Source organism: Croceitalea sp. MTPC5 (assembly GCF_036985505.1).
In the GTDB taxonomy this organism is placed as follows: domain Bacteria; phylum Bacteroidota; class Bacteroidia; order Flavobacteriales; family Flavobacteriaceae; genus Croceitalea.
In genome coordinates this window covers 256,382-273,230 of record NZ_BTGQ01000005.1, presented here as the reverse complement: position 1 = coordinate 273,230, position 16,849 = coordinate 256,382, and the positions used below count along the sequence as shown (strand labels likewise).

General features: G+C 39.3%; 13 protein-coding genes and 1 tRNA gene. 9 read left to right on the top strand and 5 right to left on the bottom strand.

Annotated features, from left to right (window positions below):
- Window positions 1-66: 66 nt before the first annotated feature.
- From AACM45_RS16430 to AACM45_RS16405, 6 genes are all read left to right on the top strand, one after another.
- Window positions 67-1,308 (top strand): hypothetical protein, encoded by a 1,242-nt coding sequence (locus AACM45_RS16430; RefSeq protein ID WP_339144093.1) that lies wholly within the window; start codon window positions 67-69, stop codon window positions 1,306-1,308.
- Window positions 1,309-1,529: 221 nt separating this feature from the next.
- Entirely contained in the window at window positions 1,530-5,555 is a 4,026-nt protein-coding gene (locus AACM45_RS16425) for a chemotaxis protein CheB (protein WP_339144092.1), read from the top strand.
- Window positions 5,545-5,946 (top strand): response regulator, encoded by a 402-nt coding sequence (locus tag AACM45_RS16420; protein WP_339144091.1) that lies wholly within the window; start codon window positions 5,545-5,547, stop codon window positions 5,944-5,946. Before AACM45_RS16425 ends, AACM45_RS16420 begins: the two co-directional genes overlap by 11 nt.
- A gap of 127 nt (window positions 5,947-6,073) precedes the next feature.
- Window positions 6,074-7,912: a PAS domain S-box protein gene (locus tag AACM45_RS16415; protein WP_339144090.1), complete on the top strand. Its 1,839-nt coding sequence runs from the start codon at window positions 6,074-6,076 to the stop codon at window positions 7,910-7,912.
- A gap of 103 nt (window positions 7,913-8,015) precedes the next feature.
- Window positions 8,016-9,245 (top strand): DNA cytosine methyltransferase, encoded by a 1,230-nt coding sequence (locus tag AACM45_RS16410; RefSeq protein WP_339144089.1) that lies wholly within the window; start codon window positions 8,016-8,018, stop codon window positions 9,243-9,245.
- Window positions 9,242-9,844, top strand: a complete 603-nt coding sequence (locus AACM45_RS16405) for a hypothetical protein (protein WP_339144087.1) — start codon at window positions 9,242-9,244, stop codon at window positions 9,842-9,844. Before AACM45_RS16410 ends, AACM45_RS16405 begins: the two co-directional genes overlap by 4 nt.
- Here the strand turns inward: AACM45_RS16405 and AACM45_RS16400 are convergent.
- Both AACM45_RS16400 and AACM45_RS16395 read right to left on the bottom strand, forming a co-directional pair.
- The gene (locus tag AACM45_RS16400; protein WP_339144086.1) at window positions 9,828-10,274 is read right to left on the bottom strand and encodes a GNAT family N-acetyltransferase; all 447 of its coding nucleotides are present in this window, start codon (window positions 10,272-10,274) and stop codon (window positions 9,828-9,830) included. The genes AACM45_RS16405 and AACM45_RS16400 overlap by 17 nt on opposite strands.
- Before the next feature lie 198 nt (window positions 10,275-10,472).
- The gene (locus AACM45_RS16395; RefSeq protein WP_339144084.1) at window positions 10,473-10,904 is read right to left on the bottom strand and encodes an RpiB/LacA/LacB family sugar-phosphate isomerase; all 432 of its coding nucleotides are present in this window, start codon (window positions 10,902-10,904) and stop codon (window positions 10,473-10,475) included.
- 565 nt (window positions 10,905-11,469) lie between these two features.
- On the opposite strand from AACM45_RS16395, the gene rnr reads away from it, so the two are divergent.
- The 3 genes from rnr to AACM45_RS16380 are packed head-to-tail and all read left to right on the top strand — an operon-like array spanning window position 11,470 to window position 15,079.
- Window positions 11,470-13,659 (top strand): ribonuclease R, encoded by a 2,190-nt coding sequence (gene rnr, locus AACM45_RS16390; protein ID WP_339144082.1) that lies wholly within the window; start codon window positions 11,470-11,472, stop codon window positions 13,657-13,659.
- A gap of 55 nt (window positions 13,660-13,714) precedes the next feature.
- Entirely contained in the window at window positions 13,715-14,401 is a 687-nt protein-coding gene (locus AACM45_RS16385) for a head GIN domain-containing protein (RefSeq protein ID WP_339144080.1), read from the top strand.
- A gap of 3 nt (window positions 14,402-14,404) precedes the next feature.
- The gene (locus tag AACM45_RS16380) at window positions 14,405-15,079 is read left to right on the top strand and encodes a LysE family translocator (RefSeq protein WP_339144079.1); all 675 of its coding nucleotides are present in this window, start codon (window positions 14,405-14,407) and stop codon (window positions 15,077-15,079) included.
- Window positions 15,080-15,358: 279 nt separating this feature from the next.
- Here AACM45_RS16380 and AACM45_RS16375 read toward each other — a convergent pair.
- The 3 genes from AACM45_RS16375 to AACM45_RS16365 all read right to left on the bottom strand — a co-directional run bounded on the left by AACM45_RS16375 (window position 15,359) and on the right by AACM45_RS16365 (window position 16,833).
- Window positions 15,359-15,429, bottom strand: a tRNA-Cys gene (locus AACM45_RS16375).
- 54 nt (window positions 15,430-15,483) lie between these two features.
- Window positions 15,484-15,840, bottom strand: a complete 357-nt coding sequence (gene folB / locus AACM45_RS16370; RefSeq protein WP_339144077.1) for a dihydroneopterin aldolase — start codon at window positions 15,838-15,840, stop codon at window positions 15,484-15,486.
- A gap of 45 nt (window positions 15,841-15,885) precedes the next feature.
- On the bottom strand, window positions 15,886-16,833 hold the full coding sequence (locus tag AACM45_RS16365) for a PorP/SprF family type IX secretion system membrane protein (protein ID WP_339144076.1): 948 nt from the start codon (window positions 16,831-16,833) through the stop codon (window positions 15,886-15,888).
- Window positions 16,834-16,849: the final 16 nt, after the last annotated feature.

Genomic DNA, 16,849 nt, shown 5'->3' with positions numbered 1-16,849 from the left:
CCGAATCCCGAACCTTAAAGATATCAAGAACGCTAAAGTTTTTTTCAATACCTATTCGAATTAAAAATGCAGTTACCCAAAAAAAGCAGAGTGCATATTTTCAAGAAAATAAAAAGGCTACCGACCAGGCTTCGATTTGTTTGTAAAACTTTTATATTATTCTTTTACAGTCTGGTTGCTAACGCACAAGAACCCCTTGAACTTGGTAAGATCATTGATTCGGTCGCAGTGACCAACACAAAAGATCAAACCTATGCTATTTATTTACCTACATCTTTCGATAAAGATGCCCTAAGTTCCATCGTTTTCGTTTTCGAACCTGCAGCACGTGGTGTGATCGGTGTGAAGCCTTTTGTAGAGGCATCTGAAGAATTCGGCCATATCATCGTTTGTTCGAACAACTCTAAAAATGGACCTATGGAGAAGAGCTTTGAAATTGCCAATGCACTCTTCAACCATATTTTCAGCACCTACGACATCAAAGAAAATGAGATGTACGTTTCGGGATTTTCGGGCGGTGCACGACTGGCCACGGCAATCGCCTCATTAACCAATCAATTTACCGGGGTTATTGCCTGTGGGGCAGGGTTTTCTTCGGTGCCTTCACATACACCATCTACACAAAATTTCAAATATGTCGGTCTTTGTGGTAATGAGGATATGAATTACAGGGAAATGAGGAACAATAAAGTTTATCTCAATAGGATTAAATTTGAACATACGCTAGTAACCTTCGATGGGGACCACAGCTGGCCACCTCAAGCACAAATAACAAAAGCCTTTCGTTGGTGCTATGTCCAAAAAGAGAAAGACCCCAATCTTCTTTTGCCCTATTTGCAAAAAGCCATTTTCGAGACAAGGGAATTGGTGAAGAATGACCATTTCTTACTTGCCGATGAGAATTACGAGAGAATTTTGGGCACGTATAAGACTTTTTTCACGCTAGACTCCATCACTACGGAACACTCACAGCTAAGAAAATCCAAATCATATAAAAAAGCCTCTAAATCTTTGGCCTCATCATTGGAAAAAGAGGAGGGTGTTATGGGTAAGCTGAGGGAACGGCTCAAAAAAGATTTTGCTTCCCCCAAAAAAGCCGATCTTGGATGGTGGGAAAAGGAAATAGCCAATCTTGATGAAGACCAAAAGGATATATCCGAACAGCAACGTAAGATGTTCGCTAGGGTTAAGTTCGGTATTTTCGTCGATATTTATTATCGAAGCCAACCTGATTTTTATAGCTCCAATGAAAGTCAATTGGCCCTTAGCAAAAAGCTACTGTCCATTATTAAGCCGAAGGAGGAGTAATCAAGTTGATGTAACATCGGTTTCCACATTATCAAAAAGCACCCTAGCCGCCCAACCAAAAAACACTTAAGATACCCTTTAAAACGGTACGCACCCTCAAAACAACCCCGAAGATACTGCAGATATGGGGCCGTTAAATAAATATAGGTTTTTACTTACTTTTTTAACATTTATTCCTATTTTTAAAATGATTTATTTTCTTCTAATCCTACAATTTCTAAATGTCTGAAAAACAAGAACCAACCGACCACAATACCGTAGTTTCCAAAAATAAATTTTTAAATTCCTTTTCTATTATTGGTGTTGGGGCAAGTGCTGGTGGATTAGAGGCATTAAAGGCGTTTTTTGATCAGGTCCCCAGTGATTGTAGACATAGTTTTGTCATCGTACAGCACTTGAGTCCTGACTATAAGAGCCTGATGGCCGAACTTCTTTCGAAAAATTCCGCATTGCCCATTCATGAGGTTACTGATAAGACCGAAGTAAAAGGGGGTACGGTCTATTTAATACCCCCCAAAAAAAATATGACCATTGAAAATGGGTTTCTTAAATTATCAAACAAGCCCCAGACGAAAGAATTAAACCTTCCAATCGATATTTTTTTCCGATCACTGGCAAAAGAATGCACTGAGAAAGCCATTGGCATTATTCTAAGCGGAACCGGAAGTGATGGTACCAGTGGTGCCGGTAGCATTAAAGAAAGTGGTGGTATGGTCATGGTTCAAAGTCCTGTACAGGCCAAATTTGACGGTATGCCCCAAAGTGCAATAAATACGGGGCTGATTGATTATGTATTACCTGTTGAAGAACTTCCGGGTGAATTGCTCAATTTTATCGAGCATCCTAATACCGCTGGATCTTTGGAAGAGAAAATCATGCGGGAGGAAACGGTGCTCGTAAAAGTTTTGAACCATGTGAACAATCTGACCAATATGGACTTTGAATACTACAAACGTCCTACCCTAATCCGTAGAATCGCGAGGCGAATGGGGGTCAACAAGCTCAATACACTCTCCGATTATAAAAATTTCTTATACGAAAACCCAAGTGAATGCCATGTGCTCGCTCGTGAGTTCTTGATAGGGGTCACCAACTTTTTCAGGGACCCAGAGGTATGGGAAATCCTGAGGGAAGATTTGATTCCGAAAATCATTGCGGATAAATCACAAGATGAGATCATCAAAATTTGGTGCGTAGGTTCCAGCACTGGTCAAGAGGCCTATAGCATGGCCATTTTGATCAATGAAGAACTTCAAAAACAGGGAAAGAACAATACGGTCAAAATTTTCGCAACGGATATTGAGAAAACACATTTGGATATTGGGAGTAGGGGTGTATATCCTGAAAGTATCATAGCCAATGTATCAAAAGAGCGTATTTCGGCCAACTTCATTAAAAAAGGCGACGAATACCAGATTCGTGAACACATTCGGCGTATGGTCATTTTCAGCCAGCACAACGTGCTGAAAGACCCCCCCTTCAATAAAATGGATATTGCTGTATGTAGAAACCTGCTCATCTATATGCAGCCCGTGGCCCAAAAAAAGGTTATTGGCGTACTTCAGTATTCACTGAAATTAAACGGCGTTCTAGTACTGGGTAGTAGTGAAAGCGTTGGTGAATATAAGAAGGTCTTGATTGAAATTGACCGAAAGGCAAAACTGTTCAGAAACGGTAAGCTTGCAAAAACATTGGGGTTAGAGCCTTTGAACTATCCTGAAATGTCAAAATCGACGAAATCACCATCGCTAAGCGCACAAAAGAAAATCGTAGAGTCAAAGATGGCCGAAATCATGAATGCTACCTTAGCAGAAGAGCTTGATATCGCCACGGTCTTTATCGATGATCAATACAATATCCTCAATGCGTACGGAGAATTTAGAAAGTACATTAGCCTACCCGATAAGGGATTTAGTATCAATTTATTGAAAATGGTGCCCGACCATGTTTCTACGATTATCAGTAGGGCGGCAAAAAAACTCAGAAAAAGTGACAAAGACGAAAAGCACCGCTACAATGCCATTCGATTAAAGACCGAAGATGTAGATACGGTCATCGACCTTTTGGTTTCCTCATTTTCATTTACCCCATCTCGTGATCCCCTGCATTTTTTGCTTGTTTTCATTCCGAATAAAATTGAGAACAACGGCAAACCCGTTCTTGAGGAGTTCAACCTCGATTCAAACAATTTCCATATTGCAGAGCTTGAGTCAGAACTTAAAGAAGCCAAGCACAACATGCAAAACCTGGTACAAGAAATTGAAACCAGCAACGAAGAACTTCAGGCTACCAATGAAGAATTGTTGGCCGCCAACGAAGAACTACAGAGTACAAACGAAGAATTGCAGAGTGTCAACGAAGAACTTCACACCGTAAATGCAGAACTTCAGCAGAAAGTCGAAGACTTGGCCTCTGTCAATGCCGATATGGACAACCTGCTGAAGAGCACTGATATCGGCACCATATTCTTAGATCGAAATATGTACATCAGAAAGTTTACGCCCAAAATCAGGCAGTATTTCAATCTAATGGACAGTGATATCAGAAGGCCAATAGACCATTTCACCTCAACGTTCAAAGATGCGGGCAAGAACATTGTCGCCATTGCCCAAGAGGTCTTGAATTCAGGAAAACACGTTCAAAAAGAAGTGCAAGACATCCATGGTAACTGGTTCTTACAAAAAACGATTCCTTTTTATAACATCAACCAAACCATCGATGGTGTTGTTATGAGTTTCGTTGATATCAATGAACTCAAAGATGTTGAAAACGCTTTAAGGATAAACGAAGAAGAATTCAGAAGCCTTTACGACAATGCTCCCGATATGTTCTTGAGCCTAGACGAATCGGGCAATATAACCTCTTGCAATAAAGAGCTTGTACAGAAATTGGAATATAGGTCACATGAAGAAATAATTGGAAAGAATATTTTAGAGGTCGCTACCGGATTCTCGCAAGAAGAATTGGATTACGATATGGGCGAACTTTCAAAAGGAAACGAACTGCGCAACTTGACCCGTTGTGTGATTACAAAGAAAAAGAAAAAGGTGCCTATACGTGTAAATGCAAAACCCTTTCTCAATGCTGACGGCAGTTTTAACAGTGTCATTGCAAGTTGGCGCGATATCTCAGAACTAGAAAAGGCCGAACGTGCCCTTACCGATAAAAATATGGCTTTCGAACAAGTGCTCGAAGGCACCATGGCGGGCTATTGGGATTGGATGATACAAGAAGATACGGAATATCTTAGCCCAACATTCAAGAAAATGTTCGGGTACGAAGATCATGAAATGGAGAATTCACCAGAAGCCTGGCAAAAAATCATACACCAAGATGATTTGCCCATGGTTCTTGAAATTTTCGAGAAACATGTAGCGACAAAGGGTCAGTTTCCCTACGATTGCGAAGTAAGGTATTATCACAAAAACGGGCATCTGGTATGGGTTTGGTGCAAAGGAAAAGTCATAGAATGGAGCAGTGATGGAAAGCCCGTAAGAATGGTGGGTAGCCACGTGGATATTACAAAACTTAAGGAAATACAGGAAAACTTGAGCCAAAGCAATCAAGAGTTGGAACGTTTTGCCTATGTAGCCAGTCATGACCTGCAAGAGCCCCTTCGAACCATTAAAGATTTTACCGTGTTGTTGCGTGAAGAGTTTTCAGGTGCCATCAACAAGAATGCCGAAACCTATATCAATTTTGTGGTACAGGCATCGAATCGAATGGGTGCCTTGGTAAAAGGTATTCTTGAATACTCTAAAATCGGCAAAAAATCAGGTTTCGAAATGGTAGACTTGAACCAAGTTGTAGAAGATGCCAAAAAAGACCTGATGTTTCGAATAAAGGAGTCAAACGCGACCGTATTGGTTTCTAAACTTCCATCCATAATGGGAAGCCCAATAGAGCTACATTCCCTGTTCTTGAATTTAATCGGCAATGCACTTAAGTTCACTGCCGATAGAAAAGAGCCAGTGGTGACGATATCTTCGAAAAACAACAAAGGTCAGCTGCAGATAAGTGTACAAGACAATGGTATTGGTATCGCCAAAGAAAATCAAAATAAAATATTCGAGGTTTTCAAGCGATTGCACAATTTAGATGACTACGAGGGAACCGGCATTGGACTTGCACACTGCAAGAAAATCGTACAACTGCATGGAGGCACTATCTGGGTTGATTCGGTCATCGGTGAGGGCAGTACTTTTCACTTCACTTTAAACACAAAACCTAGGACAAATGCTCAATAAAATCATTTTGGTGGATGACAATGCCGCAACAAACTTCATTCATAAAAAGTTTTTGGAAAAGGCCAAGGGATCAAGGGAGGTCGTCTCATTTCAAATGGGTCAGAACGCCATAGACTACCTTTCCGATTGTGATAATACCATTCCTGAACTGCTCTTTGTTGATATAAATATGCCTACCATGGATGCTTGGGAGTTTTTAGAACATTTCAAGACTATAGAGCGACCTGAAAAAGACAAGGCGAAAATAATTCTATTGACCACCTCACTAAGCCCCCAAGATGAAATAAAAATTACCGAACGCACCGAGGTTGAGAACGTAATGACCAAACCTCTTGATGTTGCGTCGATCCAAGGTGTTCTTAAAAGATATTTTCCATTACTTTCCCGATGAACTACACGGTTGGAAAATCTTCACAACAAAAACAGCTGAGCTTTACCACAATATCCTAACAATTCACAACAAAATTAATTTTGTAGTATTATTCCTACTATAAATTGGACCAAAATTCAGTTATAGTATGGAAAAACTTATTCAAAAACAGCCCTTAGCCTCTCGTTGGATACATCAGTTACCTTCTTCAAGTGTTTTGTTGGACAACAACTTGAATCTTATCGATGCGTCAACCACATGGTTTAAAACTTTTGGTTTTGACCGAAGTAAGACAATCGGAAAACCCTTCTTGAAACTTTTCGCAAGGTTTGACGAAAGCTGGCAAGACAGTTTCGACTACGCCCTCGAGGGATTAAATGATATTCAAATAATAGATACCCATATAGGTGAAAACGGGGCCGAACAAGATTTCATCTGGAATATCAACCCATGGAAAGATGGCTATGGGAAAAGTATAGGGGTTATCTTAAATGTCAAGGACGTCAGTGAAAAAACCGCCCTCGAAATAGAGCTTAAAAACACCCAAAAACTTTTAAAGGAAAAAGGGGCCATTGCCAAAATCGGAAGTTGGGAATATAATGTCAACAACCAAAAAATGTATTGGTCAAAAGAATTAAAAGAGATTTTTCAGATAGACCATCTTGAGGCCGCCAGCTATAAAAAATCAGTTGCTTTCTTCAAAAAGGGCCATGATAGAAACACCATAACCACACTCTTTCATACGGCCTTGGAAATGGGCAAACCTTGGAATAAAAACCTAAAGCTCACCACAAAAAAGGGCGATACCATATGGGTAAATACCATAGGTAGACCAAAATTCAAAAATGGTAAATGTGTTCGGATAATCGGTACCATTCAAAACATCAATGATTCGTATTCACCTGAAATAAGTACACCGGCAAAAAACGAAGTATCCCAAGATTCGTGGGCTGCTTTTGAGAACTTGCCTATCGGAGTGGTCAAAATTGATTTTCGTTCTGGTGAAGTTCTAGACCTCAACAATGAAATACTAAATGTGCTCGGTTTTCAAAAGCATATGCTCTTGAACCGTAACATTGCCAAATTTCTTTGGTTCTCAGAAGATGAGCAAAAACAATGGTACAAGTCCATTCTAATCAACAAAGCCTTCAATGGACTCGAAAAGCAAGTGTTTTTTGAAGACTTAGACCAAAAATTAGTGTTTCGTTTTAATGGCACCCTTTTACCTGATAATAGCCTATTGGTCAGTTGTGAGAACATTACCTCTTATCAAAACAAAGAAGGCCAGATAAAGGCAGAATTGGATTTGGCAAACGCCGAATTGGACAGGCTGACCCATTTTACCCATATGGTTTCCCATAACCTAAAGGCGCATGCTACCAATCAAGACTTGTTATTGAACTTTCTCAGCGATGAGAAAAATGAGGCAGAACGAAAAAATTTGCTGACCATTCTTTTTAAATCCTCTGAAAATCTGACCAGCAGTATCAAAGGCTTGAGAGAACTTGTAACGATCCGTCATAAGATAAACGAACAAAAAGTGCCCGTACTGTTGAACGATATCATTTATCGAACTTTAGAAAATAACAATGGCCTTGTAAAACAGCACGGGGTCAAGATACATAATGAGGTATCAGAAAAGTTTACCGTGAGGGCGGTACCAGTGTACCTCGAAAATATCGTTTCGAGTTTATTGGTCAACGCCATAAAATTCAAGAACAGCAATAAACAGCCTGTTGTTTTTGTATCGACCCAAGTAGTGGATGACTACTATATTTTCTCCATAGAGGACAACGGTATTGGTATTGATCTCAATAAAAAAGGCGATAAGATCTTTCAGCTATACAAGACGCTTCAAAACATGGACAGTTCAAGCGGTATGGGCCTTTATCTAGCCAAATATCAGATTGAGTTGATGGGTGGTAAGATAACCGTTGATAGCACTTTGGATAAGGGTAGCATTTTCAGGGTTTATTTACCTATCTAGAAAGAAAACGAGTTAAACCAGTAACTTACTTGATAATGGTGTCCGCTTATTTTAGGCGGACATTTTTTTGTTTGGTACTAACGTAATTCACTACTTTTAAATCATGACAAAATTAAGGGTCTGTGAACTTTTTGCCGGTGTAGGGGGGTTTCGTTTAGGCTTGGAAAAAACAAATGGTTTTAAGGTAATATGGAGTAATCAATGGGAGCCTTCGACAAAAACCCAACATGCCTCTAAGGTCTATGAGGCTCGATTTGGTGCTGACCAACATAGCAATCGAGACATTCAACAGGTACCGACCGCGCAAATACCAGACCACGATGTCTTAGTAGGCGGATTCCCCTGTCAAGACTATTCCGTGGCTACTACGCTGAAAAACTCAAAAGGGCTTATCGGAAAGAAAGGGGTGCTTTGGTGGTCTATACATCGTATTCTCAAAGAAAAAACCAATAAACCCAAGTATCTTATCCTAGAGAACGTAGATCGTTTGTTGAAATCACCGGTTACGCAACGAGGGCGCGACTTTGCCATTATGCTTAATACTTTGAACAGTCTGGGTTATGCTGTTGAATGGCGGGTCATCAATGCCGCGGATTACGGAATGCCACAGCGAAGACGACGTATCTTCTTTATTGCCTATCACCACCAAACGAATAGTTTTCAAAAAATACAAAGCGAATCACCTAAAGACTGGGTTTTGAAAAAAGGTGTTTTCGCTTCGGCTTTTCCGGTTTCTGAAACCATCCAGAACCTAACATCATTTGAATTGGACAAGGATCTGTTGAAGATTTCAGAGACGTTCAACAAAAATCAAAACAACGCACCCTTCGAGAATACGGGTCTCTGTATAAATGGAACCGTAACCACGTTGAAGAGCAATCCCGAATATGGGGGTGAACGTATTATTTTATCAGATATCCTACAAAATGGCGAAGTACCCGAAGATTTCTATATTCCCACCAAAGACCTACCTAAATGGGAGTATCTAAAAGGCGGTAAAAAAGAGGTCAGAACCACAAAACAAGGTTTTCAATATAATTATTCTGAAGGCAGCATGGTCTTTCCAGATGCACACGAAAAACCTTCAAGAACCATAATTACCGGTGAGGGCGGCAAATCCCCATCCCGATTTAAACATGTGGTAAGCACTCCGAAAGGTCTTCGAAGGCTTACCCCTATTGAATTGGAACGCCTCAATATGTTCCCCGACGATCATACCAAACTTGATGGCATATCGAATACAAAAAGGGCTTTTTTTATGGGTAATGCCCTAGTGGTCGGTATTGTAGAAAAAACAGGGCGGGCATTACTGAGGCAAATCGAAGAAAGTTGAAGAAAAGCACTTTCAAGAGCGATTTAAGAAAAGAACAGCGGCTTTCTGAATTTGTTGATGCCATTTATTCAAAATTTCTAAAGAATTATCATTTCGAACGCATTTCAAATATCAAGCAGCAATTAATAGGTGTAGATGTCAACTTTATCCATAAAGTTTCAGGACATACCTACCATATAGACGAAAAGGCCCAATTGGATTATCTGAATGAAGACCTGCCCACATTTGCGTTTGAACTTTCATATTTAAAAAGGGATAAAGAAAAAATAGGATGGTTGTTCGATACAAAGAAAAGAACGGATTTTTATGCATTGGTAACGGCCCTATTTGAAGATGAAGGGGAGTTCTCTTCTTGCAAGGTCACTTTAGTCAACCGACAGAAGTTGATTGGTATGCTTTTGGATTTTGGGTTTAACGCCAAAAAATTCCAAAATTACAGATCACTAAATGGGCATGGTAAAATGGAGCTAGAAGGCCTCCATCCAAAAACACAGGGTTATTTATACCATTCCAAAAACAACAAAGCAGAACAACCCTTAAACTTAATATTGAAACTTGACTGGCTGATTGAAAAAAAGATCGCTAGGCGTTTGATTTGAACATCCGAATATGCGGAATGCCATCTTCTAGATATTCTTTCCCTGTTTTCTTAAAACCTAAATCACTATAAAACCGAAGTAAATAAGTCTGGGCGGATAATTCTATCCCCTTTTCTTGAAGTGTCTTAGAAATGTAATCTAGGCTTGCTTCCATAATGGTTCTTCCATATCCATATTCTCTTTCACTCTTCTTGACAACTACCCTTCCTATAGCCGTGTTCTTGAAATAATCCCCCGCTTTGAATATCCTAGTATAAGCGACCACCTCCCCTTTCTTCGAGCCAATAATGTGTATCGCTTTTTGATCTTTTGCATCAATATCTTGATAAACACAGTTTTGTTCCACCACAAAAACCTCACTTCGTAACCGCAAGATGGCATACAGTTCAGAAGTCGTCAACTCATCGAAGTGTTTAATGCTTACCTCCATTTATTGATCTCGTACAATTATATCTGTTATCCCCTTCTTAAAATTCTGCTTGAGTATTATTATTGCCATAAAATTGGTACACATTATTATATCAACAAATTCATAAATGGTATTAAAACCAAATACACCAATGCTACATTTTAAATAATAATGGTTATACAAGCCCTTTCAATGGAAAACGACCTAAATTTAAACCGATTAAGAGCATGGTATCTTCTCTATACGTCTTTCATGGCGTCCGCCCTCAAATGAAGTATTCAAAAAGGTATCCACCATTTCCAATGCTTGTGGCAGGGCAATGAATCGGGCTGGTAAGCTTAGAATATTCGCATCATTATGTGCTCGTGCCAAAGCCGTGATTTCCTTTGTCCAACACAACGCCCCTCGTATCAACTGATGTTTGTTAATGGTCATATTCGCCCCATTACCACTACCACAGACCACAATTCCATAATCGACATTACCTTGGGCGACATCATTGGCTACCGGATGCACAAAATCAGGATAATCCACACTATCCGTTCCATTGGTACCGTAATTAACCACGGTGATTTCCTTTGATTTTAAAAACCCAACTATAGCAAGCTTATACTCCGTGCCTGCGTGATCATTTCCAATTGCTATTTTCATGATATTTCTATTGAGATAGGTTGGCGCAAAGGTAAGACACTTTTATTTTCACGCTGTTCATAAATAGAATTTAAAAAACATACCTTCCTTTAAATCAAGTTATTAAAAAATAGGTGTATTTGTTGATAGCCAGCGGAAAAATACTAATGAAGAAAATTTGTTGTTTTGATTTTTTTTAGCATTACTTCCTTTTCTTCAATATCGGTTAGTCATTCCATCAATTTTTAACCAAAGGATATCAATATCATTTACCTTATAGTTAACATTAAAATGACATTTAGTTATCAAAAAAACTTGTTGATTCCATTTATCAACAAATACTGATAAGTGCCGCAACTAACTGATTTGTAAATTCCTTTGAAGTCAATTCATTGTCAATAAATTTTTTAAAGTAACCTAAGCAACAAAAGATGGCTTTTTTTATTCCGGTAATCAACAAGCAATAATAAGCACCATATTTATTTTAAATTTTAAAAAAAGAAAAATGAATTATTTATAATGTTAATAAGGTTGACATTTTTGTACAGATTTTAATTTGTACTTTTCAAACAAACAAATGTTTTAAATGTCAAAAAAGAAAAAGAGGGCTAGAAGTCAACGAAAGAACGAGATTACAAAGGGCATTTTTGAAGTACTGGAAAAGGAACCCGGTAAAAGCTTTAACTATAAGCAAATTGCATCTAAACTTGGTATAACCGAAGCCCAAGATCGAAATGAACTCATACGCAGATTGGGACAATTGAAACAGAAGGAGCGTATTCGTGAGGTTGAACGGGGTAAATTCCAAAAAATGGCTTCTTTAGAGAAGTCGTATACCGGGCGCGTAGATCTCACTACCAATGGTAATGCCTATATTATTATTGAAGATCTTGAAGATGATATTTTCGTTCCAAACCATAAACTGAATAAAGCATTCCACGGTGATACCGTCAAATTGTCGGTAGCAGCGAAGCGAAAAGGAAAACGACCTGAGGGAACCGTGGTCGATATCGTAGAACGCAAAAAATCAAGCTATGTGGGTATTCTTGAAAAGAAAAAGACCTTTGCTTTTGTAAGACCTACGGATGCTAAAATGTATACGGATATTTTTGTGGCCATCGATAATATAAAAGATGCTCAAGACGGGGATAAAGTCTTGGTGGAATTAGGTGATTGGCCAAAAGATGCTGATTCACCTTATGGAAAGATAACCGAGGTTTTGGGCAAACCTGGGGAACACCATACTGAAATACATTCCATTCTCGCTGAATATGGCTTACCCTATGAATTTCCATATGATGTTGAACAGTACGCCAATACGTTGGATACCACAATAAAAGCAGGGGAAATCAACAAACGTCGTGATATGAGGGAGATATTGACGTTTACGATCGATCCAAAAGATGCCAAGGATTTTGATGATGCCCTATCTTTTGTACCGTTGGAAAATGGTAATTATGAAATAGGAATCCATATTGCCGATGTTTCACATTATGTGTTGCCCGATACCCTTTTAGATGAAGAGGCCTTTAACAGGGCAACCTCAGTGTATTTGGTAGACCGGGTAGTACCCATGTTGCCAGAGGTATTGTCCAATAATGCCTGTTCACTGAGACCGAATGAAGAAAAGTATACGTTTTCGGCAATTTTCGAATTGGATAAGAATGCTGTGATAAGAAATCAGTGGTTTGGTAGAACCGTTATCAATTCTAATGAAAGATTTGCCTATGAAGAAGCCCAGCATATCATTGAGACCAAAGCAGGTAAGATTCCAAAGGAAGTCTCGATTCGAAATGGTGCATATACCGTTTCCGATGCTATTGTCAATGCCACGATAACGTTGGATCGTTTGGCAAAAATAATGCGGAAGAAACGTATGGATTCCGGTGCGATTTCCTTTGATAAAGTAGAGGTTCGTTTTCGTTTGGATGCAAAGAATGAACCCGAGGGGGTTTACTTTAAAGAGGCGAAGGATGCCAATAAGCTGATTGAGGAATTTATGCTTTTGGCGAATAGGAAAGTAGCTGAATTCATTGGCGCACAAAAACCAAAGAAAACATTCATATATCGTGTTCATGATGAACCTGACGAAGAAAAATTAATGGCCTTGAACGGGGTCATATCCAAATTCGGTCATAATGTTAACCTTAAGGATAAAAAGAGCATTAGTACCTCATTGAACCAACTGTTAGAGAATGTAAAAGGTAAAAAAGAACAGAATCTAGTTGATACCCTTACGATACGTAGTATGAGTAAGGCCATTTATACTACGGATAATATCGGACATTATGGACTCGCATTTGAGTATTACAGTCATTTCACATCGCCGATTAGAAGATATCCAGATGTGATGGTACACCGGTTATTGCAACACTATTTAGACAAGGGAAAATCCGTCAAGGAAGAAGTTTACGAAGAAAAATGTAAACATGCATCGAATATGGAGGTCTTGGCATCAAGTGCAGAACGTGATTCCATTAAGTATATGCAGATCAAATTTATGCAAGACCATAGTAATGAAGAATTTATCGGGGTAATTTCCGGGGTCACCGAATGGGGTATCTATGTTGAAATCATAGCGAACAAATGTGAAGGTATGGTGCGTATTCGTGATATTAAAGATGATTACTATAATTTTGATGAAAAGCAATATGCCATTGTCGGGGAACGCTTTAAAAAAGTATACCAGTTGGGAGACGAGGTGGTGGTAATGGTAAAAAATACCGATTTGGTCAAAAGGCATCTTGATTTTTCGTTAATAGGTAAAAGGGAATGATACTTTTTTGGAATAAAATTTGTTTATATAGTTGACAATCAATCAAAAACTGAAAATGATGAACAAACTATATGTCATATTGATGTGGTTTTTTTTGTTTCAAACCACAAGTGCCCAAGATGGGGAAATAACACAAGAACTTCAACCATTTACCGAAGTGAAGGGATTTGATGGGATATCAATAAACCTCATTGAGTCAAATACAAATAAAGCCGTTATCACTGGGGCGAATACGAGAAAAGTAGCCATTGTCAACAAAAACGGTAAACTTAAGATTCGGATGCAAATCGATAAGATTTTTAGTGGTTATCGCACTTTTATCGATTTATATTTTACGGAAGAACTCAAGATCATCGATGTCAATGAAGATGCACGTATTACATCAGAAAGCACCTTTGAACAAGATATATTGGAACTAAAGGCCCAAGAAAGCGGTGAATTGGAATTGAATTGCCAGACCGAACAATTATTGATCAAAGCGATAACCGGCGGAAAGATCACCACCACGGGCTTTACCGATAATCAAGATATCGTCATTAATACCGGCGGAGCTTATTTAGGTAATGGCTTTAAAAGCAAGTTTGCCACAATTTCGGTGAATGCCGGAGGTACGGCAGAACTATATGCCACAAAATATGTAAAGGCCGACGTGAAAGCCGGAGGTTTGGTAAGGGTTTATGGTGATCCTGAAAAAATGGATGAAAAAACAGTTTTCGGAGGTAAAATCGAACGTGTAGAATAAGGGATGATTGAAGATGTACAGGCTGCGATTCCACTGGGCTTTTTATTAAGCTTCATGGTCGGTCCTGTTTTCTTCGTTCTTTTAGAGACAAGTGCGACAAAGGGGTTTAGGGCCGGACTCACTTTTGACATTGGTGTGATCTTCGCCGATATCCTGTTTTTATTGATAGCCTATTTCAGTAGTTTTCAATTATTGGAAAACTTAAGCAACCAGCCCGGACTATATGTTTTCGGTGGGATGATCATTTTGGTCTATGGAATTGTAATTTTCGTAAAAAAAGAGGGTAAAAAAGAAGGGATAAAAGCAAAGAAAGCCACTTATTTGGGTTTATTGGTCAAAGGCTTTCTGTTGAATTTCATTAATATCGGTGTTTTGGTATTTTGGTTGGGTATTCTAATTATAGTAGGCCCCAGTTTGGATAATGAACCCAATAGGATACTTGTTTTTTTCACTACCATGTTAGCTACCTATTTTATGACCGATGTATTTAAGATAATAGCCGCCAAGCAGCTTCGTAAAAAGTTGACCAAAAAAAGGATAGGATTGATTAAGAAAGGGCTGGGTGTGGTTTTGGTGATATGCGGCCTGGTTTTGATTACCAAAGGTTTTCTTCCTAAAGATAAATTCGATATTAAGAAGGGTATCGAGCGGATTAATGAACAAAAAAACCGGCAATAAAACCAGTTTTTTTGGAGTTATCGAGTGCACCGAGGGAGAACCGCTGTCACTCCCCCTTCTTCCAAAAAAACAAAAACCCTCCCATTTTGGGGAAGGTTTTGAGGCATCGAGCGCCCCGAGGCTTCGGGGGAACCGCTGTCTATCCCTTCTTTCAAAAAAATAAAAACCCTCCCAATTGGGGAAGGTTTTGAGGCATCGAGCGCCCCGAGGCTTCGGGGGAACCGCTGTCTATCCCTTCTTTCAAAAAAATAAAAACCCTCCCAATTGGGGAAGGTTTTGAGGCATCGAGCGGATTCGAACCGCTGTACAAGCTTTTGCAGAGCTGTGCCTAGCCACTCGGCCACGATGCCATAAGCGTGTGCAAATGTAGCACACTAATTTCTTGTTTCCAAAATAGACGGAGGCTATTGTTGGCGGCTAAGTATTACCGATACACTTTCAACATCCCCACCAATTGGCGGGTTTATTTTTGAAACGGAAACCTCGGCGCTATGTATCAAGGGAATTTCTAAAAATGCCCGGTCTAAAATCCTTTTGGCGACGTGTTCCAAAAGCTTTGATTTTATGTTCATTTCCTCTTTAACGATATTGTTCAAATGCACGTAGTCGATAGTGTCACTTAATGCATCACTATCCGCTGGTTTTGAAAGATCACTACTAACCTCTAAATCGACCCTATAGTCACTACCAATGATACTTTCTTCCTTCAAGCAGCCATGCCAAGCATGTACCCTAATGTTGTTTAATTTGATTTTGCCCATTTTTCATAGAATAAAGGACAAAACTAACCTAAAGAAAGGGAATTCTTAGTAGGTACAACGACAATTGCTGATGCCTTGAAATAAATCAAGACCTACTGTCAACACGTGCGTACCAGAGCTATAACCAAGAATTTCATTGGTGATTACCTGATAAGAATATCCAAAGTAGAAGTTGTTCTTTTTAAGACCTGCTATAGGTGCAACGTAAAGTGGCGATCCCAATTGATCGTTCAAGAAACGATAGGTAAGCCCTAGGTAATAATAATCCTCGAAATCGTGAAATCTAAATTTTGCATTGACATCCGTTACCGAACGACCATCATTTTCGAACCATTGAAAAAACACCGAAGGCTCAAATTCTATTCTGCTATTCTTATTTTTAAGAAAGCTGTAACCAACATAGGCATAGTAATTTCTAAGGGTATTCGGTTCGAATGTCGGGTTGAATTGTTCTAGGTTTTTGGGTAGGATGTTCGATGCATTCAAGCTGAGGTAAAATTTATCGTAACGGTATAGTACGCCCAAATCGAAATTGTGGTTTACCGTAGAGCGATCATCAGTTGGTATTTGTCCATTTTCATCCCTAAAGTTTTCAACATCAATGCGAAATTGGTTAAAGTTATAAGAGATTCCAAAAGACAAAAACTCGTCTTCATAACGATCTAAGGTCAAGTGGTGTGCAAAAGACACCCTTGCGCCCCGTTGTCGGGTATTCCCATTACTGTCATTGTACATGAGCATACCGATACCCGATCTATCACCAATACGGGCGTCTGCAGCGACGGTTTGTGTGTCTGGGGCATCTTCTATACCCACCCATTGCGTAAGTCCGTTTAAACGCACCTTAATGTGGTCACCGACACCCGCATAGGTGGGCGACATTAAAAAAGGGTTGTCGGCAATGTATTGCGACAATTGGGGTATCGTAAGTTCTTGGCCTTTTACGACAAAGGTAAAAAGCGAGCATAGCAGTATGATTTGGGTCTTTTTCATAACTCTATAGGTTAAG